Below are 24248 nucleotides of genomic sequence, written 5' to 3'. Positions count from 1 at the left end.
GGGGAGCCCGGTCATGCGGCGTCTCGCCAGGATCGCCCTCGTCGCCGTGGCCGGCCTCGCCGCCGGCACCGGCCTGCTTTTCGGCCTGGATGCCGCCGACCGGGCCTACCCGCCGCCGCTCGAACGCGCCGGCACCGTGTCGAGCGAAGTCGTCGACGCCAGGGGCCGGCTGCTGCGGGCCTTTGCGACGACGGATGGGGTCTGGCGTCTGAAGACCGGCGCCGCCGATGTCGATCCCAAATTCGTCGCGATGCTGATCGCCTATGAGGACCAGAGGTTCCACGCCCATCACGGCGTCGATCCCGTGGCCTTGCTGCGCGCCGCCGGCCAGTTCCTGACCCATGGCCGCATCGTCTCCGGCGCCTCGACCCTGTCTATGCAGGTCGCTCGGCTGATCGAGCCGCGTGACAGCCGCTCGCTTGGCGCGAAGATCCGGCAGATGGCCCGGGCGCTCCAGATCGAGCGGCGCCTGACCAAGGCCGAGATCCTCGACCTCTATCTGACGCTCGCGCCCTATGGCGGCAATCTCGAAGGGGTGCGCGCGGCAAGCCTCGCCTATTTCGGCAAGGAGCCGGCCCGGCTGTCGATGGCGGAGGCAGCCCTTCTCGTTGCCCTGCCCCAGCTTCCCGAACGCCGGCGCCCGGACCGACACCCGACGGCGGCGCTCGAAGCGCGCGGGCGCGTGCTCGCGCGCGTGGCGGTCGCGGACGTCATCGGCGAGGGCGAGGCCGGCCGTGCGGCGCTGGAGCCTGTCCCGCAGCGGCGCCTTCCGCTGCCGGCGCTCGCCGCCCACCTCGCCCAGGCCGCGCGGCTGAAACAGCCCACGGAGCGGCTGATCACGACGACGCTTGACCGCGACATCCAGCGCGGCCTCGAAACGGTCGCCGCGGGCGGCGCCCGGGCGCTCGGGCCGAAACTCTCGATCGCCATGGTGATGGCGGAGGTCGCGACCGGCCGCATCGTCGCGGAGGTCGGCTCGGCCGGCGCCTTCGACCACGGCCGTGGCGGCTTCATCGACATGACCCGTGTGCTGCGCTCGCCGGGATCGACGCTGAAACCCTTCATCTACGGCCTTGCCTTCGAGGAAGGGCTGGTGGCGCAGGAGACGATCATCGAGGATCGCCCGGCGGATTTCTTCGGTTACCGGCCGCGCAATTTCGACATGAGCTACCAGGGCGACGTCAGCATCCGCAATGCGCTGCAGCAGTCGCTGAACGTGCCGGCAGTGCGCCTGCTCGACGCGGTCGGGCCCGCGCGGCTGATGGTGCGGTTCCGGCGCGCCGGCGTGACGCCGAAGCTGCCGCCGGGCGAGCCGCCGGGGCTCGCCATCGGCCTTGGCGGCGCCGGCGTGCGGCTGGTCGATCTGGTCCAGCTCTATGCGGGCCTTGCCAATCGCGGCCGCCCGGTCCTCCTCGGAGACGGTGTGCGCGAACAGCCGGCGGCAGCGTCCGGCGCGCCGCTGCTCGAGCCGGCCGCCGCCTGGCAGGTGTCGGACATCCTCTCCGCCGTCAAGCCGCCCTCGGGCAGCCTCGGCCACGGAATCGCCTACAAGACCGGCACGAGCTACGGCTATCGCGATGCCTGGTCGATCGGCTTCGACGGGGATCATGTGCTCGGCGTCTGGGTCGGCCGGCCGGACAATGGCGCGGTTCCGGGGCTGACCGGCTACGGCTCGGCGGCGCCCCTGCTCTTCGAGGGGTTCGCCAAGGCCGGCGTCGGCATCGCGCGGCTTCCGGCGGCGCCCGCCGGCGCGGTGCGACTGCGACGCGACGAGCTTCCCGTCAGCCTGCGCCGCTTCACCCGCACCGACAGCGGCCTCATCTCCGCCGTCGTTCGCGAATCGTCGCCCCAGATCGTCTACCCGCCCGAAGGCGCGCGCATCGAACTCGGTGCGGATGCCGGAGGCCCGGCGATGCCGCTCGCGCTCAAGCTGCAGGGCGGACGGGCGCCGTTCCGCTGGCTCGCCAACGGGCGGCCGCTCGAAGGGCTGAGCCGCCGGCGCACCGGCCAGTGGATCCCGGACGGCGGCGGCTACTCGACGCTGACGGTGATCGACGCGATCGGCCGCGCGGCGACGGTTCGCGTCTTCATCGAATAGTCGCCGGAGGGCAGCGCCCGATCGATACGAGCCGACCGGCCGTCGCGCGCATGTCGGCGACGTTTGCCGGCCGAGGGCTTTCAGACACGATGGAGACGCCCGGCGCCCGGCGCCGGCCGTTTACGCGTTTGCCGCGTGCTGGCGCACGACGCGGAGATTGCGGGGACCGGGTGCTGCCCCGCCCTGCGGCGCCAGGCGCTCGGCCGTTTCGGTGCGGAATGTGCTGAGCAGGTCGAAGAGGGCGTCGGCCTGCTGGGCGAGGCTATGGCTGGCGGCGGTCGATTCCTCGACCATCGCGGCATTCTGCTGGGTGCCCTGGTCGAGGCTGTGCACCGCCTGGCTGATCTCCCTGAGGCCGGAGGCCTGCTCCTTCGCGCTCTCGACGATCGCGGCAACGTTGGTGTTGATCTCCAGAACATGCGCCACGATGTGCTGCAGCGCCTGTCCGGTCTCGTCGACCAGGGTGACACCCTGTTTCACCTGCGCGGCCGAGGTGTTGATCAGCACCTTGATCTCGCGGGCGGCATTGGCGGAACGCTGGGCGAGTTCGCGCACCTCCTGGGCGACGACGGCGAAGCCCCGTCCGGCGTCGCCTGCCCGGGCCGCCTCGACACCGGCGTTGAGCGCCAGAAGGTTGGTCTGGAACGCGATGTCGTCGATGACGCCGATAATGTTGGAGATCTGCTTCGACGACGCCTCGATATGGCCCATGGCGGTGATGGCATTGCCGACGATCAGGCCGGAACGCTCGGCGTTCTCGCGCGCCCGGGCCACCAGCCGGCCGGCCTCGTCGGCCCTCTTGCTGGCATCGCCGACCGCCGTCGTGATCTCCTCGAGCGCTGCCGCCGTCTCCTCCACCGCTGCGGCCTGCTGCTCCGTGCGCCGGGAAAGGTCGCTCGCGGCTTCGCGGATCTCGCCCGAGCTTGCGGCGATCGACTGGGCATTCTCGCCGACCGAACGCATCGCGCCCTTGAGCTTGGCGATCGATTCGTTGAAGTCGCGACGCACCTGTTCCATCGTCGGCACGAACGGCCTGTCGAGGCTCTGGCAAAGGTCGCCGGCCGACAGCGCCTGCAGGCCGAGGCCGAGCGCCTTGATCGCGCCCATGCGTTCCGAGACGTCGGTGGCGTATTTGACCACCTTGATCACCTGGCCGTCGAGATCGCGGATCGGATTGTAGGTCGCCTGGATCCAGACTTCCTTGCCGTTCTTGCCGAAGCGGAGAAACTCGTTGGCGATGAATTCGCCGCGCGCGAGCCGCTCCCAGAAGCTGCGGTAGGCATCGCTCGCGGCATAGGCGGGATCGCAGAACAGGCGGTGATGCTGGCCGACGATCTCGTCCAGCCGGTAGCCGACGGTCGCGCAGAAATTCTCGTTGGCGGTGAGGATCGTCCCGGAGGTGGTGAACTCGATGACGGCCTGCGAGCGCGAGAGCGCCTCCATCTTGCCGGCATCCTCCGCTGCCTTCAGCCGCAGCTCCGTGATGTCGACCGCGAACTTGACGATCTTGACCGGCTTTCCGCCGCGCAGGATCGGATTGTAGGTCGCCTCGATCCACAGCGTCCTGCCGCCCTTGCCGAGGCGGCGGAACTGGCCGCGCTGGAATTCCCCCTGGGCCAGACGCTTCCAGAACGCCTGATACTCCGCCCGGGCCGCCTCCGCAGGGTCGACGAACATGCGGTGGTGCTGCCCGCGGATCTCGGCGAGCGTATAGCCCAAGCTCCGGCAGAAATTCTCGTTCGCGGAAAGGACGATGCCGTCCAGCGAAAACTCGATCATCGCCTGCGACCGGCTCAGGGCCCGGACAATCGCCCGGTCCCCCAGACCTGGAAGGAATGTTTCCATGGCACCCTCGCTTTGTCCTGTTTCAACGATCTTCGCGATGGCCTGCGGCGAGCCCGTCACGGATGGAGACGTGTTCCTTGCTGCGGTGCAGGCTTGACGAAAAAACAACCTATGGATTTATTATCAACAACAAACTTAACGAAGAATGAAAATGCAGGCCGCCGCGCCGCCCTATTTCTCGCTATTTATGACGATTTCAAATATTAAATCCGTCTTAAACGGGGATGTCGGAGAAGAAAGCCCTCGCGACATTCAGTATTTTTTATAATTTACTGGAAATGCAACCTGAGAGAGAATTTGATAGTCGATGGTCCGCCGGATGCTTAAAGGCGATGGATCTGCACATCCGGGCAGGCGGACGTTGCGATGTCGCAGAGATGGGCATGGTGCGTGAGGTAGACCACCTGGCCCCGCCCGGCCATCGCCGCCATCAGGCGGAAGGCGTGGAAGGCGCGCCCGTCGTCGAAGGTTTCCATGATGTCGTCGGCGATGAAGGGCACGGCTTCGCGGCTGGCGGCGATCTCGTGATAACCCGCGACGCGCAGGGCGAGGTAGAGCTGGAAACGGGTTCCCTTGGAGAGTTCCGTGATCAGCCGCGAACCGCCGAGCGCGGGCATGGCGACCAGAATATCCCTGTCGCCCTCCGGCAGCACGGAAAGCCCGGCATATTCGCCGCCGCTGATCAGCGAGAAGGCTTCCGAGGCTTTGCGCATCATGGCGCTGCGGTGGCGCTCGCGATAGAGTTGCAGGCCCCTTTCCAGCGCGAGAATGCCGGCGCGTTCGGCGAGATAGCGCTGCGCCTGGTCGGCGATGTCCTCGACGAGGGTGCGCCGCCGCTCCTCGATATGGGCGGCCCTGTCGTCGCCACCGGCCTCCCGCAGGGCCCGTTCCTTGCCGCGATGGTCGGCGGCGAGTTCGGCGGCCTCGTGCTCCGCCTCCCCGAGGCGGGCCATGAGGAGGGAGAGCTCGCCGGCAAGGCTCCCGGCATCGACGGCGGCAAGCCGCGCTTCGGCCATGTCGGCCGTCGCGACGTCGAGCATCCGGCAGAGGTCGCTCTCGGTGTCGGCGATGCGGATGCGCAGCGCCTGCTGGCGCCGGGCGCGGTCGAGAAGGATCTCGGCCTCGCCGATCGTCGTGCAGCCGAGGAGACCGAAGAGCTCGGCCTTCACCCGCGCGTGATCCGCCTGCTCCGCGGCAAGGCCGCGCCGCTCGGCCATCCGCGCATCCAGTTCCCTGGTCAGCCGTCGATGGAGGGCGTCACGGTCCTCCGCCTGCCGCAGGCGCTCGCGCACCGCCGCGAGCCTGTCCTCGACGTTGCCGCCGGAGGCGGCGCTGCCGGCGAGCCCCTCCAGATGCTGCATCTCGGCGTCGAACTGGCGGATGTCGCTGCGCATGCTGGCGATGCGGTGATCGCGGTCGGAGAGCGCCTGCCCGATCCGCTCGATGTTCCTGAGCACAGAGAAGATCGCGCCGATGGCCTCGGGTTCCGGCAGCGTGTCCTGCGCCCCGAGCCAGGTGTCGGCGAGACAGGCGGACCAGGACTGCTTCCAGTCGTCAAGACCGGCCCGGGCGCGCTCGACGGCGGCGCGGCGCAGAGCCTCCTCGTCGCCGGCCTTGCGCACGGCATCGTCGGCGGCCTCCACCGCCGTCCTTTCGGCCCGGAGCCGGCCCGCCATCTCCTCGGCGAGGGAAAGGGCGGCATCGAGCCTCGGGGGGCACTGGCATGCGGGATCGACCGCCAGGAGGTCATCGACAAGCGTCCCGAGCGCGCGCGCTTCGTCGGTACGGGCAAGCGCCAGCGCGCCCCGCGCCTCGGCGAGGGTCGCCTGCGCCTCGAGCGCGCGCGCGCGCCGCGCGAGCCAGTCCTCGAGACGCGTGAGGCCCGTATCCGCCGGCAGGCCGCAGCGCTGCGCCGCAGCGGCGACCGTCTCCTCGATCGCCAGCAGGGCGGCATCGCAGGCCGCGTGGCGCTCGCGAAGGCGCCCATGCCGGGCTTCCGCCTCGGCGGACGAGGCCGCGAGCTCGCGCAGCTCGGCGAGACGCGCGGCGCTGCCGAGGCGGGCGGCGACGGCCGCGTCGTCGTCGCGCAGCGCCCGCTCGAAGCGCGCGGCCGTGCCGGTGTCAAGCGTCTCGCGATGCGCCTGCCATGCCTCCTCGCGCGCCCGGCGCAGCGTTGCGGCGGACGTGTCGTCGACAAGGCCCGGCTCCGCCGCGAGCACGCCGGCCCGCGCCTTCAGCGCCGCAATCCGCGCCTCTTCCTCGTGCAGCCGCACATCGAGCGCCTGGCGCTCCTGCTGAAGCCGCTCCCGATCGCGTTTCCACGCGGCGATCTCGTCGGCCGCAGGAGCCGCACGCCGCCCGAGCGCCTCCGCGGACCCTTCGAAGGGAAAGAGCCCGGCTATCTGGTCCGCCAGCCGGCTTTCCAGCGTCATCACCTGCCGCTCGGCGCCGCGGGCACGCATCAGACTGTCGTCCTGGCGCAGGATCTGGATACGGACAAGAAGACGGGCGAGGTCGGCTTCGCCGGCCTCCGGCACGGCGATACGCGCCCGCGCCGCTTCCGCGAGCCGAAGGCCGTCCGTCGCCTTTTCCGCCTCGGCGATGGCGGACTGCAACCGTTCGGTCAGTCCGCCCACCTGCCGCGCGAGCGCTTCCAGGCGCGCCACCGCCGCCGGCGGCAACAGCAGCGACAGCGGATCCGCATCGCCGGGCGCGTCGATCGCAGCCGCAAGACGCTCGGCCTCGGCAAAAAGCCGCTGGCGCTCGTCGACACGGACAGGAAGATCCAGCGTGGCGGTCCGGTAGCGCGATTCGAGGCTGGTTTCGCCAAGCCGCGCCACGCGGTCGGCGACGGCGAGCACTTCCTTATCGATGGAGACGGAGGCACGCTCGGCCTCGAAGGCGGCGATCTCCTCGTCAAGGCGGTTTGCCCGTGTCGCCAGTTCCGTGTCGCGACGCGCGATCTCCGGCAGCCGCCGATGCCAGTCGTCGCCGATCTCCGGCGCCGGCGGCTCTTCCGCAAGGCGCGCGCGCAGGTCGCGCAGCCGCTCCATCAGCGGCAGGCCGGCACGCAGCGCCTCCGTCCGGTCGCGGCTGAGCCTCAGGTCGGCGAGGTCGCCGAGGACGGCCTCGTGCCGCACGGCGGCGGCATCGCAGGCCTTGCGCAGCGCGGCATAGTCGCGGGCATGAAGGTCGACGGCCGCCTTCTCGCTCTTCAGCGCGTCGAGTTCGGCCCTTAGTTCCGCCAGCCGATGCTTGCGGCCCTGCGGCTTGAAGAAGGCGTCGGCCGCCGCCTTGCGGGCCGAGAGGATCGAAGACGTCTCCGGCAGGCCGGAGCTTGCGGAAAACAGCAGGCTGCCGAGTTCGCCCTCGCTGCGCAGGATCGCCTCGCCGCCGCGCTCGATGCTTTCGTCATCGAGCGAGAACATCGCCTGATAGGTGGCACGGTCGATGCCGCCGAGCGCCGCGGAGAAGAAGGCGTCCGGCAACGGCCGGTCCTCGGCATCGACGAGGCTGTTCAGCCGCCGCTTCAGGCGGGAGACATCCTGCCGGAGGCCGCCGATCGTGACGCGGGCGCCGATCCGCATCGCCGGATAGCTGTGCAGGAAGCCGTAGCGGCTCTTCTGCTCGATGCCGAACATCAGGTCGAGCAGCCCGGAGAGCAATGTCGACTTGCCAGCCTCGTTCGGTCCATAGACGACATGGAGGTCCGGCCTTCCCTCTTCGGCGAGGCCGAGATCGAGGCTATGGTCGGTGAACTTGCCGTAGCGGGTGAGGTCGATCCGGTCGAAACGCATCAGCCGCTCGCCTCCTCGCTGCGCAGCACGGCGAGAAGGGCGGCACTCCCCTGCCCGGCGGATCGGGCGGCAAGTCGGCCGGCCGCTCCCTCCTCGCTCTCCAGCAGCGCGCGTGCCTCCGGCGGCAGTTGCAGCATCAGCTCCCGCGCCATCGCGAGGACCTCGTCCTGAAAGGCTTCGGACGGCAGAACCTCGGCGGCGACGAGGGACTCGAGCTCGATGAGAGGATCGGCCGACGTCGCGGCCGCGACGCGCGGCGCGGCGGTCTCGATCACCACGCCCTCGATCCACACGCCCCCGGCCGCCGCGCAGAGGTTGGCGATTTCGCCGGTGACGAGATCGGCGTCGCGGCGCAGCCGCCAGTCGAGGCCGGTGGCGCCGGTGAGCACGAGGCGCAGGATGAGGTGATCGGCCGTCGCGGCGCGCTTCACGCCGGCGATCGCGGCAGCCGTCGCGTCGAGCATCTCCGGCCAGGCCTGCAGGCCGGAGAGATCGACGGTCAGGCGCTCGAAGGCCGCCATGCCGACGGGACGCTCTTCAAGGGCGAGCCTGCCGTCGTCACCGATCGTGACGAGCGTCACCGATTTCGTTCCGGACTCGTTGATGTCGCGGCCCTGCGGAATGCCCGGCATGACGACGAAGGGGTTTTGCGCATGGACCATGCGCCGGTGAACGTGGCCGAGCGCCCAGTAGTCGAAACCGTGGCGGCCGAGATCGGCGAGGCTGCAGGGCGCATAGGGATCATGCCCCTCGCCACCGGCAAGGCTGGTGTGCAGCATGCCGATATTGATCGCCTCCGGCCTCGGTGGATGATAATGCGGCAGCAGGCTTTCCGGCGCCTGCGGCTGGGCGAAGCTGATGCCGTGGATGAACACCGGACGGCCGTCGCCGAGCGCGCCCGCCTCGATCGCCTTCGCCCGGCCGGCGAAGACATGGGTGGAGGCCGGCAGGGTCAGCTCGCGCGTCATCAGCGCCTGCGCATCGTGGTTGCCGCGGATGATGAAGACGCGGATCCCCGCCGCATCCAGCCGGCGCAGTTCGCCCGAAAGAAACAGTGCGGTGTTCATCGACGTCTGGCTGCCGTCATAGAGATCGCCGGCGATCAGCAGCGCGTCGACGCTTTCCTCGAGGCAGAGATCGACGATGCGGCTGAGCGCCGTGCGGGTGGCGCCGCGCAACAGCCGCGCGAGCTCGGGATCCTTGAGGGCAAGACTGCGAAGCGGCGAATCCAGATGCAGATCGGCGGTGTGGACGAAGCGGAACGGCATCCGGCGACCATGGACACCGGCGAGGAAGCCCGTCAATGGCAGGCGCGGCGCCATTCCCGGTTATCCCGCATTTTCCGGGCAGGCTCTCCTCGAACGCTGACCATCGCGCCACAGACAGCAACCAATCGCAGCAAAAACCGCGCTCACGGCAGAAAACACTTGCATCCGCAGCGTGATTGCTGGCCATTTGACATGGCCCCTCACAATATCCATATGAATGCTATGAAAAAAACATTCGATGTCTCCGACAAGCTCTTTGAGCTCTACCATCGCGTTCACCGGCTGGTGAACGAGACGATGACGGAGGAAGGTGTTTCGCTCGCACGCAGCAAGTTCCTGTTTTTCCTGTCGAAGCTAGGGCCCTGTCGGTCGACCGATATCGCCTGCGCGCTGAATTTCGCGCCGCGCACGGTGACGGAGGCGATCGACGGGCTGGAACGCGACAAGCTGGTCGTCCGCCGGCCGGACCCGGAGGATCGCCGCGCCAAGATCGTGTCGATCACCGAATTCGGCCAGTCGATGCTGGAAGCGGCGGAGAACCCGAAGAAGCAGTTGATCGAGGAGATCTTTTCCGCGCTCACCGACGAACAGCTCGACCAGATGTACGAGATCGTCAGCCGCCTGGTGGAAAAGACCGACGAGATCCGCCGGCGCAAGCAGGACGCCGCCGCGGCCGAACTTGCGGCGGAATAGCATTCACCCTCCCTTCACCGCCATGAAAAAGGCCGGAGCGTCACCGCTCCGGCCTTTTTTTACGCGACGATGTCGAGGCCTTACATGGCGTCGACGCTGCCGACCTTGAAGAACAGGGTTTCACCCGACGAGCCGTCGACGCCGTCATTGTCGGTGACGACATAGCCGGTGCCGGCGGCATCGATGGCAAACCCCTCGACCTTGTCGACCACATAGCCGCCGGTCGCCTTCAGGTCGGGGATCAGGTCACGGACCTCCTCCTTGGCGACGACGGGCAGCGTCGCGCCGAGCGCCGCCGGCTTCAGGTCGGCGAGCCTGATGCGGTAGAGCCTCTTCAGTGCCGCGGCGTCGCCGATCAAGTTGTCGCGCTCGATCACATAGGCGTAGTCGCCATGAACGGTCAGTTCGGAAAGACCGACCCAGCCGCTTTCCGTCTTCTCCAGCGGATAGGCGACGGCGCTCCATTCCTCCGTCGAAGGCTTGTAGGAGAGGAGCTTGGTGAAGCCCTTGCCGTCGTCCTTCCATTCGCGCTGCACGGCCATCCACAGCACCGTGTCGTCGCCCTCGCCGACCGAGGCGATGCCCTCGAAGCCGAAGCGGGTTTCGCCGGCGCGCAGCTCCGCGGGGATGGCGATCTCCTTCTTGATCTCGCCCTTCTTGTTCACATGCAGGATGGCATGGGCGTAGAGCTTGTCGGCATTGCCTTCCGACGCCAGCCAGTAGCCGCCCTCGCCGTCGAGCGCGATGCCCTCGATGTCGAGCTTCTGCGCCGGCGCGCCGTCGCGGGTGATCGCCAGCGCATCGGTGATCAGCGCCGGGGTCTGCGTCGCGTCGATCGAGAAGATCGTCGGCTGCGAGGAATAGACCGAGTCGTTGACGGCGAGCAGCCTGCCCGGCTCGCCGGTGGCGACGAGGCCGGACAGGGCGCCGAAGCCGATCGGCTGGCCGTCCTTGTCGCTCGACCGGATCATCGGATAGGCGGCCACACCCTCGGCGCGCTCGTAGAGCATCACATGCGAGCGGGCGCCGCCGTCCTCGATGAGGTCCGCCTCGTTGGCGGTGGCGAGCAGGTTGCGGCCGGGAATGGCGACCGCGCCTTCCGGCGAGATGCCCGACGGCAGCAGCTGCAGCAGTTCGGGTTCGCCACCCGTGTCCCTGTAGACGCCGACGATCGAGGCGCGTTCGGTAAGGACGAAAATCAGCGTGTCGTCGCCGAACCGGGCGACCTCCAGCCCTTCCGGTTCCACACCCTTGGCCGTCGACCGCTTTTCCGGATAGTGGCCGATGGCGGCGATCGCCCGCTCCAGCGATGCGCCGGATTCGTAGAGCACCTTGCCGGCCTTGTCGAAAATCGTGAAGCCGCGCGAGCCGCCTTCCCAGTCGCCCTCGTTGGCGGTGACGATGCGGTCGTCATCGAGCCACTTGACGGCGTCCGGCTCGCGCTTGCGGCCCTTCTGACTGTCGGTGAAGGCGAGCTTTCCGTCCCGCTTCGTGTCGATGCCGTCAAGGTCGACGGTACCGGCGGAGAAATGCGCCGTCACCATCGCCGTCTTGCCGTCGATGATGACGATGTGGTTGTTCTCCTGCAGCGTCAGCGCGATCTCATCCTTGCCGTTGAAGGAGACGAATTCGGGCTCGGGATCCTCGCCGGCGATGTCGGCGAGGCCCGTCAGCGCCACATGGCGGATCGAGGCGCAGTCGGCGGCGCCGTCCTTCAGCGCGACGATCACCAGGTCGCCGGCCGGCATCTGCGGGATCGCGCCGTCATTGACCTCCTCGTCGCGCTCGTTCTCGATCGCGATGGCGGCGAGCGTGCCGTCCGTGTTGACGGACACCGAATCCGGCTGGCCGCCGAGTTCGCAGCGGCTATCGATCGTCCTGCCCGCGATATCGATGGTGGCGAGGAAGCCGGACGGGCTCGCCTTGCTCTCGCTGGTATTGACGGCGGCCAGCACCTTGCCGCCCGCGATGGCGACCGAGGTCGGCTCGCCGTCGAGAGCGACGATGCCGCCGGCCTTCGGGACGCGGGCGTCGGTGATGTCGATGAAGCCGATCGCCTTCAGCGGGCTGTCGGAATAGACGAGCGTGGTGCCGTCGGCGGTGGCGGCGATGATTTCCGACGAGGTGACGGAGGCCTTGTCGGCTCCGTCGGGAAGATTGTCGGCGACGGCGAAGGATGCGACGCGATTGAACACCGGCTCGGCCCGGGCCGACAGCGCGGTCGAGGTGGCGAGAACGGCCGCAAGTGCGACCGTCAGCAAAATCGTCTTCATGAAACCCTCCTTGAGACCTGCATAATGACGCGCTTTTGCTGGGCCGATGTTACAGGCGCGTGACAGGAAGGGTCCGGTTCGGCGATGCCCTCCACATTTCCGGTGTCCCCGGATCGCCGTCGAGGCGCCGCCTCTTGCAGTCGCCTTATCGTCCGGCACCGAGGCAATCCGGCTGGGAGAGCCAGAGACGAAAAGAGGCCCGGCAATGCCGGGCCCCGAGCAGTCTTCATGGGCATGACGCCCGGTGGCGGTGGATCAGTTCACCGAATCCCGAAGCCCCTTGCCGGCCGAGAACTTCGGCACGTTGCGCGCGGGGATGTCGACTTCCGCGCCGGTCGAGGGATTGCGGCCCTTCGAGGCTTCGCGGCGGCTGACGGAAAAGTTGCCAAAGCCGACGAGGCGGACATCGCCGCCGTCCTTCAGTTCCGACTGGATGGTCTCGAAAACGGCGTCGACCGCGGAGGCGGCGTCCGCCTTGGACAGTCCCGCCTTCTCGGCTACGGCCGACACGAGCTCATTCTTGTTCATGTTTCCACCCTTTCCTATGGTTGGAACGACAATCGATCGAAGCCCGAAGCGGTTGGGTCCGGCATCGGGCTTGCGAAAGCCAATTGCGCCGAATGTGCCGGAAAGCAAGGCATTGACGGGTGTTTTACAGAAAAAAAGACCGGCGATCCGCCGGTCTTTCCGATTTTGTCGCAAACAGGACGGGCGAACCCGCTGCCGTCAATGGGCGACCGCCGCTCCCGCCTCGTCGCCGTCGACGGGCGTAAGGACCGGCTGGCGGGACGGATCCCACTCGATCGCCACCGGCTGGCGGATCAGAGCGTGTTCCAGCACCTCTCCCATCCGAGAGACCGGGACGATCTCCATCGCGTTCTTCACGTTGTCCGGAATGTCCGCCAGATCCTTGGCGTTTTCCTCCGGGATCAGCACCTTCTTGATGCCGCCGCGAAGTGCTGCGAGCAGCTTCTCCTTCAGGCCGCCTATCGGCAGCACCCGGCCGCGCAGCGTCACCTCGCCGGTCATCGCCACGTCCTTGTTGACCGGAATGCCGGTCATGATCGAGACGATGGCTGTCGCCATGGCAATGCCGGCGGACGGACCGTCCTTCGGCGTCGCCCCTTCCGGAACGTGGACGTGGATGTCGCTCTTGTCGAAGAGCGGCGGCTCGATGCCGAAATCGACGGCGCGCGAGCGGACATAGGAGGCCGCCGCCGAAATCGATTCCTTCATCACGTCCTTCAGGTTGCCGGTGACCGTCATGCGGCCCTTGCCAGGCATCATCACGCCCTCGATGGTCAACAGCTCGCCGCCGACCTCGGTCCAGGCAAGACCCGTCACCACGCCGACCTGATCGACACGCTCCGCCTCGCCGTGGCGGAAGCGCGGCACGCCCAGATAGTCGCTGATGTTGTCGGCCGTCACCTCGACGGTCTTGGTCTTGCCCTTCAGGATCTCCGTCACCGCCTTGCGGGCGAGCTTCATCAGCTCGCGCTCGAAGCTGCGCACGCCGGCTTCCCGCGTGTAGTTCTGGATCACCGCCATCAGCGCCCCGTCGGTCACCGAGAATTCGGCCGGCTGCAGCGCATGGTCGCGGATCGCCTTCGGCAGCAGGTGGCGACGGGCGATCTCGAGCTTCTCCTGCTCGGTATAGCCCGCGATGCGGATGACCTCCATGCGGTCCATCAGCGCCGGCGGAATGTTCAGCGTGTTCGCCGTGGTAATGAACATCACGTCCGAAAGGTCGTACTCGACCTCCAGATAGTGGTCCATGAACGTGCTGTTCTGTTCCGGGTCCAGCACCTCGAGCAGCGCGGACGACGGATCGCCGCGGAAGTCCTGGCCCATCTTGTCGATCTCGTCGAGCAGGAAGAGCGGGTTCGACTTCTTCGCCTTCTTCATCGACTGGATGACCTTGCCGGGCATCGAGCCGATATAGGTGCGGCGATGGCCGCGGATCTCCGCCTCGTCGCGCACGCCGCCGAGCGCCATGCGGACATACTCACGACCCGTCGCCTTGGCGATCGACTTGGCGAGCGAGGTCTTGCCGACGCCCGGAGGGCCGACGAGGCACAGGATCGGCCCCTTGATCTTCTGCGAGCGCGCCTGCACGGCAAGATATTCGACGATGCGTTCCTTCACCTTGTCGAGGCCGAAGTGATCGGCGTCGAGCACGGATTCGGCATGGTTGAGATCCGTCTTGATGCGCGAGCGCTTGGCCCACGGGATGCCGAGCAGCCAGTCGAGATAGTTGCGCACGACGGTGGCTTCCGCCGACATCGGGCTCATCTGCCTGAGCTTCTTGATCTCGGCCTCGGCCTTCTCGCGGCCCTCCTTCGAGAGCTTGGTCTTGGCGATGCGCTCTTCCAGCTCTGCCATCTCGTCGCGGCCGTCCTCGCCGTCGCCGAGCTCCTTCTGGATCGCCTTCATCTGCTCGTTAAGATAGTACTCGCGCTGCGTCTTCTCCATCTGGCGCTTGACGCGCGAGCGGATGCGCTTTTCGACCTGCAGCACCGAGATCTCGCCTTCCATGAAGCCGAGGGCCTTTTCAAGACGCGCCTTGACGCTCGTCGTCTCGAGCATTTCCTGCTTCTCGACGATCTTGATCGACAGATGCGACGCGACGGTGTCGGCGAGCTTCGAGTAATCCTCGATCTGGCTCGCGGCGCCGACGACCTCGGGCGAGATCTTCTTGTTGAGCTTGACGTAGCTTTCGAACTCGGAGACGACCGACCGGCTCAGCGCCTCGATCTCCACCGGATCCTCGGCCGGCTCGACCAGCGTGTGGGCGAGCGCCTCGTAGAACTCCTCGCGGCGGGTGTAGCCGTCGATCTCCGCGCGGGCGCGGCCTTCGACCAGCACCTTGACCGTGCCGTCCGGCAGTTTCAAAAGTTGCAGGACATTGGCGACCGTGCCGATCTGATAGATGGCGGAGGGCTCCGGATCATCGTCGCCGGCATTGATCTGGGTGGCGAGCATGATCTGCTTGTCGGTGCCCATCACCTCCTCGAGCGCGCGAATCGACTTCTCGCGTCCGACGAAGAGCGGCACGATCATGTGCGGGAAAACCACGATGTCGCGCAGCGGCAGGACCGGATAGGTCGCGCTCTCGCCCGTCGCAGGGGTCTTGGTGGTCATGTCATGTCCTTTCCGTCCCGTTTCCGGGGCCGTTACCGGTCACCGCTTGGGACGATGTGCCGGCTATCATTTCTTCCACTGCAAGGTGGCGTGTGCATCGCGCAATTTCAAGGCTTCGTCCGAACCGCAGGCGCCCTGCGCACGAGGCTCAAGGGTAGGGACGATGGCTGTCGTGGACCTTGCCACGCAAAACTGGAGACCGGATGTCGGCAAAGCGGCGAAGCGTTGGCCATCATCGCGCCGAACGGCGCGCAATGCAACGTGGAAGACGTTAAGCGCCACGCCGGGACCCGGAGCATTCCTGGGTGCTTCCGGTCGCCGGCCAAGAAAAAAGCGCCGGCAACGACCGGCGCTTCCAATCTCATCCGGAACGATCGCCGGATCTCAGGCCGAGACGTTCGCCTTCTCCTCGGCGCGCTCGGAATAGATGTAGAGCGGCCGGGCCGAGCCCTTGACGACCTCGTCGGAGATGACGACCTCGCGCACCCCGTTCAGCGTCGGCAGTTCGAACATCGTGTCGAGCAGGATCTTCTCCATGATCGAGCGCAGGCCGCGCGCGCCGGTCTTGCGCACGATCGCCTTGCGGGCGATCTCGCGCAGCGCGTCCTCGTGGAAGGTCAGTTCCACGTCCTCCATCTCGAACAGGCGCTGGTACTGCTTGATCAGCGCGTTCTTCGGCTCCGATAGGATCTGGATCAGCGCGTCCTCGTCGAGGTCCTCGAGCGTCGCGAGAACCGGCAGACGGCCGATGAATTCCGGGATCAGGCCGAACTTCACCAGATCCTCCGGCTCGAGTTCGCGCAGCACCTCGCCGACGCGACGGTCTTCCGGCGCGCGCACGGCGGCGGCAAAGCCGATCGAGGTCTTCTCGCCGCGGGCGGAGATGATCTTGTCGAGGCCGGCAAAGGCCCCGCCGCAGATGAACAGGATGTTGGTCGTGTCCACCTGCAGGAACTCCTGCTGCGGATGCTTGCGGCCGCCCTGCGGCGGCACGGAGGCGACCGTGCCTTCCATGATCTTCAGCAGCGCCTGCTGCACGCCCTCGCCCGAGACGTCGCGGGTGATCGACGGATTGTCGGACTTGCGCGAGATCTTGTCGACCTCGTCGATATAGACGATGCCGCGCTGGGCGCGCTCGACATTGTAGTCGGCGGCCTGAAGGAGCTTCAGGATGATGTTCTCGACGTCCTCGCCGACATAGCCTGCTTCCGTCAGCGTCGTCGCGTCGGCCATGGTGAAGGGCACGTCGATGATGCGGGCGAGCGTCTGGGCGAGATAGGTCTTGCCGCAGCCGGTCGGTCCGACCAGCATGATGTTCGATTTCGCGAGTTCCACGTCGGAGCTCTTCGCCGCATGGGCGAGCCGCTTGTAGTGGTTGTGGACCGCGACCGAGAGGATGCGCTTGGCCTGCTGCTGGCCGATGACGTATTCATCGAGGACCTTAATGATCTCCTGCGGCGTCGGAACCCCGTCGCGCGACTTGACCATCGAGGTCTTGTTCTCCTCGCGGATGATGTCCATGCACAATTCGACGCATTCATCGCAGATGAACACCGTCGGTCCGGCAATCAGCTTGCGGACCTCGTGCTGGCTCTTGCCGCAGAAGGAGCAGTAGAGGGTATTCTTCGAGTCGCCGCCGTTGCTGCCGCTGACCTTGCTCATATCACTTTCCTTCCTGCTCACCGCCCTGCCGCCGAAACGGCCCGCGCGGACCAGTCACCTGAGCCTTGCCGCACCGGCGCGACCCCGCCAAGCGCAAGACCTTCGGGAGTACAGACCGGCTGGATGCCTCTGAAGGGAAGCGCCTGGAGCCGGCCGCAACGAATCTCCCACCCGACGTGGAATGCTAAGGCGTCAAACTTCAACATCGCCTTAACGGCCAAGTGTAGCGGGTTTGGCAGGCCGATAAACCCCAAACGTCGTTACAATTGTGTCACAAATGCATCGGTCGGCGCACAAAAGCTTGAACCGGGCCTACTGGCCGCCTTCCATCGCCTCGCGCGAGGTGATCACCCTGTCGATCACGCCCCAGTCGCGCGCCTCTTCCGCCGTCATGAAATGGTCACGGTCGAGCGTCTGTTCAACCTCTTCATAGGTCCGGCCGGTGTGCTTGACGTAGACTTCGTTCAGCCGGCGCTTCATTTTCAGGATATCGCGGGCGTGACGCTCGATGTCGGACGCCTGTCCCTGGAATCCGCCGGACGGCTGGTGGACCATGATGCGCGAGTTCGGCGTGGTGAAGCGCATGTCCTTGTGGCCGGCGGCGAGCAGCAGCGAGCCCATCGATGCGGCCTGGCCGATGCACAGCGTCGAGACCGCCGGCTTGATGAACTGCATCGTGTCGTAGATCGCCATGCCGGCGGTGACGACGCCGCCCGGCGAATTGATGTAGAGGGCGATTTCCTTCTTCGGGTTTTCCGCTTCGAGGAAGAGCAACTGGGCGCAGATTAGCGTCGCCATGTGATCTTCGACCGGGCCGGTGAGGAAGATGATGCGTTCCTTCAACAGGCGCGAATAGATGTCGTAGGACCGCTCGCCGCGATTGGTCTGCTCGACGACCATCGGCACCAGCGCCATGGCGGTATCAACCGGATTTCTCATATCAAACCTTCGTCATTCGGGCAGGGGAGCCCCTCGCCTGCCGGGAATCATCTGTCGTGCCGTCCGTTCTACATAGAGTGTCAATATGCCCGACTTCAAGTCGTGGCGCTCCGATAACGTTAATGCGCCGGGGCTGCGCGGGACTGACCGGAACCGGTTGCCGCCGACAGGTCGAGACGGGCCTTGACCGGCAGGTGATCGGAAGCGACGCGCGAAAGCGGCGTGTCGTGGACCTCGACGGTGGCGACGAGGCCGGGCGTGTTGCCCATGACCCGGTCGAGCGCGAAGATCGGGCGGCGCGCGGGAAAGCTCGCGACCGGCGGATGGGGATGGTCGAAGACGGAGGTGAACACGCTCAGCGACGATCGCCGACCCTTGCGCCATTCGTTGAGATCGCCGAGGAGCACGGTCGGCAGAACCTCGTCCTGCGCACCGAGCATGGTCAGGATCGCGCGCGCCTGGAGGGTACGGGAATGGCGCAGCAGGCCGAGATGGGCGGCGACCACCCTGAGCCGCACGCCGGCGAGTTCGACATCGGCGAGCACGGCCCCGCGCGGCTCGACCCCCGGCAACGACATCTGCTGGACCCTGTTGACGACGCCCTCTCGCACGAGGATCAGGTTGCCGTGCCAGCCATGGCCGCGTGCGGTGCGCGGCACGATCGGCGCCTGGACGAGCCCGAAATCGCGGCGCAGGCGATCGAGGTCGAGCAGGCCGGCGCGTTCGCCGAAGCGCTGGTCGGCCTCCTGAAGTGCGACGATGTCGGCATCGACCTCGCCGATTACCGCGGCGATCCGGGCCGGATCGAAGCGCTTGTCGAGGCCGACGCATTTGTGGACATTGTAGGAGGCGATGGTCAGGCCCGGTGACGGCGGCGGCGGAACGACGCGCGCTTCCGGCATCCGGCTGACGGCAGCTGCACCATCGTCGCGGTCCTTCTTGTCGTCCTCGAGAACCGTCATGGCATTGCCGTTCCCATACCCTCTCTCCGTCCCTGCCTAGTCCCGCGCGCTCGCGATGGCAAGGCTTGCGGACGCAGCGGCCGTCGCCATAGTGCGGGACAGCCCGGCTGCCGCCTGACACGAAAGAACGGGCATCCGACCCGAGGAGTTCCATTGCATGACCGCCCCTCCGCTGATGACGATCGACGCCGCCACTCGCCGCGTCAGCCTCGACACGCGCGATCCCGCCTTCTTCGCCGCGCCTCACGGCGCCTATGCCGCCCTTCATGCCGCTGCCCCGTCCTTCTTCTGGAAGGAGCAGCGGCAATGGTACGTCGCGGGATACGACGAGGTGAACGCGCTTCTGCGCGACCGCCGCTTCGGCCGGCAGGTCCTGCATGTGGCGACGCGCGAGGAGCTCGGCCTGCCGGAACCGAAACCGCATCTCGCCGATTTCGACGCGCTGGAGGCGCATTCGCTCCTCGAACTGGAGCCGCCCGCCCATACGCGGCTGCGCACGCTCGTCAACCGCGCCTTCGTCTCGCGCCACATCGAGCGCCTGAGGCCGGAGATCGCCGGCCTTGCCAACACCCTCATCGACGGTTTTTCCGCCGACGGTTGCGTCGAGCTCCTCAGCGCCTATGCGGAGATCATCCCGGTCACCGTCATTGCCCGCATGCTGGGCGTGCCGGAGGCGATGGGGCCGAGCCTGCTCGACTGGTCGCACCGCATGGTGAAGATGTACATGTTCAACCCCTCGCCCGACACCGAGCACGACGCCAACGCCGCCGCGGCCGAGTTTGCCCGCTACCTGCGCTCGGTCGTCGCCGAGAAGCGGCGGGCGCCCGGCGACGACCTGATCAGCCTGATGATCGCCGCGCAGGAGAACGGCGACCGGCTGAGCGAGGACGAGCTGATCTCCACCGCGGTGCTGCTGCTCAATGCCGGCCACGAGGCGACCGTGCACCAGATCGGCAATGCGGTGAACGTGATCCTCGCCTCGGGCCTCGATCCCGCCCGCCTCTTCGCCGACGCGGCGGCGACGGAACGGACCGTGGAGGAATGCCTGCGCCATGCCGCGCCGCTGCACGTGTTCCAGCGGTATGCCCTTTCCGACGTCGAGCTTGACGGCGGCGTCCGGCTGAAGAAGGGCGAGCGCATCGGCCTGCTGCTCGCCGCCGCCAATGTCGACCCGCGAAAGTTCCGCGATCCCCTCGCCTTCCGGCCGGAGCGGGACGAAGGCGCGCATCTGTCCTTCGGCGCCGGACTGCATTTCTGCATCGGCGCGCCGCTCGCCCGGCTGGAACTGCAGATCGCCCTACCTGTCCTCTTCGAACGCCTCCCCCGGCTGCGGCTCGCCGCCGCGCCAAAAGTGCGCGACAGCTTCCATTTCCACGGCCTCGAACAGCTGGATCTTGCCTGGTAAGGGGTCTCAGGCCGGCTGGCCGACCGGCATGCCATCCCGGCGGCGCGAGACGGCAAGCACCGACAGGGCGGCGATGACGCACATCACCCCGGCGATATAGAGCGCGGGCATGTAGGTGTCGTAGTCGGTGCGGATCCAGCCGGAGCCGAAGGCGGCGGTCGCGGCGCCGAGCTGGTGGCCGGCGAAGATCCAGCCGAAGGTGATGTTGGCCTTTTCGCGGCCGAAATGCTCCGCCGACAGCTTGACGGTCGGCGGCACGGTCGCCACCCAGTCGAGCCCGTAGAAGACGGCGAAGATCGACAATTGGTAAAGATCGAAGCCGGAGAGCGACAGGAAGATCAGCGACAGGCCGCGAAGCCCGTAGAACCAGAACAGCAGCCAGCGATTGTCGTAGCGGTCCGACAGCCAGCCAGACGCGATCGTGCCGATGAAATCGAAGGCGCCGATCAGCGCCAGCATGCTCGCCGCGCCGACGGCGGCGATGCCGAAATCGCCGCAGATCGAGATCCAGTGGGTCTGGATCAGGCCGTTGGTGCTGAGGCCGCAGACGAAGAAGGTGAAGAACAGGATCCAGAACACCTTGCTGCCGCTCGCCTCGCGCAGCGCCGAAAGCGGCGCGACGAGGAGTTCCGTCAGACGCCGGTCGCGCTTCGGCGCCGGCACGATCCCGGCCCCGCCGTAAGGCGCAAGCCCCATATCCGCCGGATGGTCGCGCATCAGCATCAGCACCAGCAGCATCGCCGCAAGGATGATGGCGACGACCACCACCATCGCCGCACGCCAGCCAAAGCCCTCCGAAAGGCTCGCCAGCATCGGCAGGAAGACGAGCTGGCCGGTGGCGTTGCTCGCCGTCAGCAGGCCGACGACGAGGCCACGCCGCGCGGAAAACCAGCGCGTCGCCACGGTCGCGCCGAGGACGAGCGCGGTCATGCCGGTGCCGATGCCGATGACGACGCCCCAGAGCAGCACCAGCTGCCAAAGTTCGGTCATCGCCAGCGACAGGACGATGCCGCCGGCGATCATGGCGAGCGCCGTCATCACCACGGCGCGGATGCCGAAATGGTTCATGAAGGCGGCGGCGAAAGGTCCGAACAGACCGAACAGCGCCAGCCGGATCGCCATCGCGGTCGAGATCTCGGAGGTCGTCCAGCCGAACTCGGCGCGCAGCGGCTCGATCAGCACGCCGGCCGATCCCATGGCCCCCGCCGTTGCCAGCATGGTGAGAAAGGTCGTGGCGAGCACGGCCCAGCCATAATGGATGCCGCGGGCCTTGAGCCAGGAGGAAAGGGGGAGGGAAAGCATCGGGGCTCTTTCGAAACGGAGGTTTTACGGGCATATGCCCGCAACGGAACAAAAACTGATCACATCAAGGCGAGGATCTCGGCGAGCTTCGCCCTGCCCTCGGTGCCGAGACGTTCGCCGACCTCGGCCTGCGCCGCGTCCCAGGCCGGCGCGGCGCGCACCAGCATTTCGCGTCCGTCACGCGTCAGCGTCAGCACCTGCTCACGCTGGTCCTCGCCCGGGCCGACGTTCAGCAACCCCATGCGCTCCAGCACCTTGCTGTTGCGGCCGACGGTTGAACGGTCGAGGTCGAGCCGGTCGGCGAGCACCGTCAGCGACACGGGTTCGGAGCGCCCGACATGCCTCAGATGGCTGAACTGGGCGACAGTGATGCCGAACGGCTTCAGCGCCGCGTCGTAGCGCGCCGTCAGCCGCCGTCCGGCCTTGCGCAGGAGAATGCAGTAGCAGGAGGTCATGACGCGGGTATATACCCGCAATAGCCACACCGCAAGTGCTCTCCCTCCAGCGGCACGTCAGAGGCGGATGACATAGTCCTTGCGCGTCGTCTCCACCACTTCCCATGTGCCTTTAAAGCCGGGCCGCACGACGAGACTGTCGCCGGCGCGCAGATGGATCGGCGCGCCACCGTCCTCGGTCAGGATCGAATGGCCTTCGAGGATATGGAAATACTCCCATTCCTCATAGACGATGCGCCACGCGCCGGGTGTGGCCTGCCAGACGCCGGCATAGAGCCCCCCCTCGGCCTCCTCGACGTTCCAGGTGGTGAAGCGCGGGTTCCCGGAGATCAGCCGGTCCGGCGCCGGCGCGCCCTCCTCGGGAACGACGGCCGAAAGATCGAAACGACGTGTCGTGCTCATGCCCTGATCCTTTGCATGTCCGAAGAGACGGTCCGAAAGGACCGCCTCCCTTGCCTCCGGTCCGTCTCGGGAATCAGATGTGGTTCATCAGATATCTGGTTCAGTGGCGGCTTGAAAACATTGAGGTTTTTTCGCCACTTCCGCTTGTTCGAATGGCACATCCATCGCATACCCAGGCACCGCTTACCAGCCAACATCACAAAAGCGATGACAGGTTTGCAACCTTTTCACGAACCATCAATATGCGCTATATGTTGTAGCCGACTTGCTTTGAGCATCAATATCGAGCGATCAATCGTAAGCGTCCGGGAACAACATATTTGGAGCCCATGTGACTCGCCGGCCCAAGTCAAGCTTTTCCCGTTACGTTGATGTCTGGTAGACTCGGCCTGCCTTGACCCGACGCGGTCGAGGCAAAATCAGGACGCCGACTTTATTTGGGAACAGATGTCAAAAACCTACGAGCAGCTAATACCACGCGCTGAGCGCGAAAAATTCGAAAAAGCCCTTGGCATGGATAGTGGTTACGTCCTGGATTTCTCCGACAAGACGGTCAACGAGTTCTTTTACGACGCCCTCAAAATAGACCCCGAAGTCGAAAGCCGTTATTTCAACGGTCGTGGAACGTCGAAAGCAAAGCGGCTCAGATCATTTATCGAGCGAGCTCCAGCGCCTGTGGTTGCCAGACTACTCAGGGAACTCTGGGACTATAGAAGTAGTAACGGGTCGTCAGGATCGGTTGCGGATGAACCAGCCATTCAGGGAAGTTATTTTATCACGGTTGGACGCTTCGAAGGCGTAAGTCAGGACATTGACACCTCGGCATTCGAAACCTTTGAACCAAGCGAAACGCTCGACGAGCTCGTCGCTTCTATACGGAGAGACCTTGATGCGAAGAAGCCGCACGCCGCACTAGATCGCCTTCATACCTATTGCATGAAGCGCTTTGCATCCTTGGTGCGGAAGCATGGTGGCGGAGAATGCGGACACGATGACCCCCTACATTCCCGCGTCGGCAGATACGTCAAGCTTTTAGGAACTCAACGAAATCTCACGCAGATGTCTGAGCGAATCATCAAGAGCTCAATCAGCGTCTTCGAATCGATGAATGACTTACGCAATAATAAATCGCTAGCCCATGACAATCCCGACTTGGTAGACCCTGACGAAGCTCGATTTATTTTCGACAGCGTCACGGCCATTCTCCGATTCATAAAGTCGGTGGATGGCCGTGCGTTTGAAGACTGAGATTGGCGATCGACTATCTAATCTAGCGTCCTCATCACGTTTTGAGTTTCGCATATCTCAGGATAGCCCGGCTGATCACTCGCCCCCTACGAGAGCGACTATCACTGACCTGTATGATCTCTGTCGCCTACCTCTTTAAAGGCGGCTCAGCGATTTCAATGGCTTACGGCAGATAGTGTAGCCTACCCTTTTCTGTTTTGTAGCCAACGTCTTTCAAACTCAGGGGCTTTATCGCAAACGCTTTTCAAACCACGCTAAGTCATTGATAGTAAACGACGTCAACACAGAAAACGAGATCGGCAGGATTCGTGAGGCGACGCGATGGCTCGAATCGATCTCGCCTTGAAGTATAGCTGTTTTTGCCGCCTGGCACGCGGGTCAGAGCGTACGACGCATTCACAGAATTCCCGGGCGGACCGCCTCATCCTGAATGCGTGCATGACGTCTCCTGAATAATCCACACGTTGCATTAGAAAGGTCGCCGGTCTTCCTTGACCACTGGAATTTCCGAACCCAGACTTTGAAGATCAAAGGCGAGGGAATCATGTGGGCGGACAGTGAAAGCAAGGTAGACTACCTGAATTATTCCGAGGTCTCGGAGATGATCTGCGATCTGGTATCCGACGATACCATGTTGCCGATTTCCCTTGGGGTCTACGGTACGTGGGGCGTCGGCAAGTCTAGAGCGTCTTCGATGAACGCGGAGTCGGATTGATGATTCACGCGGTCGGGCTTGTCTGATTCACTGGTCCTGGTGA

Annotated in this window: 16 protein-coding genes; 4 read left to right on the top strand and 12 right to left on the bottom strand. The window is 65.8% G+C overall.

Annotation, left to right across the window (positions count from 1 at the left end):
• The first annotated feature begins 13 nt into the window (after window positions 1–13).
• Window positions 14–2098 carry a penicillin-binding protein 1C gene (gene pbpC, locus ACEVQ6_RS22310; RefSeq protein WP_374891251.1) on the top strand — a complete coding sequence of 695 codons (2085 nt, stop codon included), beginning with the start codon at window positions 14–16 and terminating at the stop codon, window positions 2096–2098.
• A 120-nt stretch (window positions 2099–2218) separates the two neighbouring features.
• On the opposite strand, the gene ACEVQ6_RS22305 is transcribed toward pbpC, so the two are convergent.
• From ACEVQ6_RS22305 to ACEVQ6_RS22295, 3 genes are all read right to left on the bottom strand, one after another.
• Complete coding sequence (locus tag ACEVQ6_RS22305) at window positions 2219–3943, bottom strand: methyl-accepting chemotaxis protein (protein WP_374891250.1); 1725 nt, start codon at window positions 3941–3943, stop codon at window positions 2219–2221.
• Window positions 3944–4266: 323 nt separating this feature from the next.
• Entirely contained in the window at window positions 4267–7740 is a 3474-nt protein-coding gene (locus ACEVQ6_RS22300; RefSeq protein WP_374891249.1) for an AAA family ATPase, read from the bottom strand.
• Window positions 7740–9008 carry a metallophosphoesterase family protein gene (locus ACEVQ6_RS22295; protein WP_374891248.1) on the bottom strand — a complete coding sequence of 423 codons (1269 nt, stop codon included), beginning with the start codon at window positions 9006–9008 and terminating at the stop codon, window positions 7740–7742. The genes ACEVQ6_RS22300 and ACEVQ6_RS22295 overlap by 1 nt, the downstream gene beginning before the upstream one ends.
• 222 nt (window positions 9009–9230) lie before the next feature.
• Between ACEVQ6_RS22295 and ACEVQ6_RS22290 the strand changes: the two genes are divergently transcribed.
• On the top strand, window positions 9231–9701 hold the full coding sequence (locus ACEVQ6_RS22290) for a MarR family winged helix-turn-helix transcriptional regulator (protein WP_374891256.1): 471 nt from the start codon (window positions 9231–9233) through the stop codon (window positions 9699–9701).
• An 80-nt stretch (window positions 9702–9781) separates the two neighbouring features.
• Here ACEVQ6_RS22290 and ACEVQ6_RS22285 read toward each other — a convergent pair whose 3' ends face one another.
• From ACEVQ6_RS22285 to ACEVQ6_RS22260, 6 genes are all read right to left on the bottom strand, one after another.
• Window positions 9782–11974, bottom strand: coding sequence for an esterase-like activity of phytase family protein (locus ACEVQ6_RS22285; RefSeq protein ID WP_374891247.1), 2193 nt, complete (start codon window positions 11972–11974; stop codon window positions 9782–9784).
• A gap of 255 nt (window positions 11975–12229) precedes the next feature.
• Window positions 12230–12502 carry a DNA-binding protein HupB gene (gene hupB, locus ACEVQ6_RS22280; protein ID WP_374891246.1) on the bottom strand — a complete coding sequence of 91 codons (273 nt, stop codon included), beginning with the start codon at window positions 12500–12502 and terminating at the stop codon, window positions 12230–12232.
• A gap of 198 nt (window positions 12503–12700) precedes the next feature.
• Window positions 12701–15115: an endopeptidase La gene (gene lon, locus ACEVQ6_RS22275; protein ID WP_374891245.1), complete on the bottom strand. Its 2415-nt coding sequence runs from the start codon at window positions 15113–15115 to the stop codon at window positions 12701–12703.
• A gap of 384 nt (window positions 15116–15499) precedes the next feature.
• The gene (gene clpX / locus ACEVQ6_RS22270) at window positions 15500–16777 is read right to left on the bottom strand and encodes an ATP-dependent Clp protease ATP-binding subunit ClpX (RefSeq protein WP_374891244.1); all 1278 of its coding nucleotides are present in this window, start codon (window positions 16775–16777) and stop codon (window positions 15500–15502) included.
• A gap of 312 nt (window positions 16778–17089) precedes the next feature.
• On the bottom strand, window positions 17090–17716 hold the full coding sequence (gene clpP, locus ACEVQ6_RS22265) for an ATP-dependent Clp endopeptidase proteolytic subunit ClpP (protein ID WP_374891243.1): 627 nt from the start codon (window positions 17714–17716) through the stop codon (window positions 17090–17092).
• A 119-nt stretch (window positions 17717–17835) separates the two neighbouring features.
• On the bottom strand, window positions 17836–18618 hold the full coding sequence (locus tag ACEVQ6_RS22260) for an endonuclease/exonuclease/phosphatase family protein (protein ID WP_374891255.1): 783 nt from the start codon (window positions 18616–18618) through the stop codon (window positions 17836–17838).
• A 217-nt stretch (window positions 18619–18835) separates the two neighbouring features.
• Here ACEVQ6_RS22260 and ACEVQ6_RS22255 point away from each other — a divergent pair, with 217 nt between their 5' ends.
• Complete coding sequence (locus ACEVQ6_RS22255; protein WP_374891242.1) at window positions 18836–20083, top strand: cytochrome P450; 1248 nt, start codon at window positions 18836–18838, stop codon at window positions 20081–20083.
• 6 nt (window positions 20084–20089) lie between these two features.
• Here the strand turns inward: ACEVQ6_RS22255 and ACEVQ6_RS22250 are convergent, their stop codons facing one another.
• From ACEVQ6_RS22250 to ACEVQ6_RS22240, 3 genes are read right to left on the bottom strand one after another with little or no spacing between them, the layout of a single operon-like run.
• Complete coding sequence (locus ACEVQ6_RS22250; RefSeq protein ID WP_374891241.1) at window positions 20090–21385, bottom strand: MFS transporter; 1296 nt, start codon at window positions 21383–21385, stop codon at window positions 20090–20092.
• A gap of 59 nt (window positions 21386–21444) precedes the next feature.
• The gene (locus tag ACEVQ6_RS22245) at window positions 21445–21840 is read right to left on the bottom strand and encodes a MarR family winged helix-turn-helix transcriptional regulator (protein WP_374891254.1); all 396 of its coding nucleotides are present in this window, start codon (window positions 21838–21840) and stop codon (window positions 21445–21447) included.
• 57 nt (window positions 21841–21897) lie between these two features.
• The gene (locus tag ACEVQ6_RS22240) at window positions 21898–22242 is read right to left on the bottom strand and encodes a cupin domain-containing protein (RefSeq protein WP_374891240.1); all 345 of its coding nucleotides are present in this window, start codon (window positions 22240–22242) and stop codon (window positions 21898–21900) included.
• A 447-nt stretch (window positions 22243–22689) separates the two neighbouring features.
• Between ACEVQ6_RS22240 and ACEVQ6_RS22235 the strand changes: the two genes are divergently transcribed.
• The gene (locus ACEVQ6_RS22235) at window positions 22690–23490 is read left to right on the top strand and encodes an abortive infection family protein (protein ID WP_374891239.1); all 801 of its coding nucleotides are present in this window, start codon (window positions 22690–22692) and stop codon (window positions 23488–23490) included.
• Window positions 23491–24248: the final 758 nt, after the last annotated feature.

It is taken from the genome of Ensifer soli (assembly GCF_041928815.1).
Taxonomy (GTDB): Bacteria; Pseudomonadota; Alphaproteobacteria; order Rhizobiales; family Rhizobiaceae; genus JBHFEI01.
This window is presented reverse-complemented; position numbering and strand designations above follow the sequence as displayed.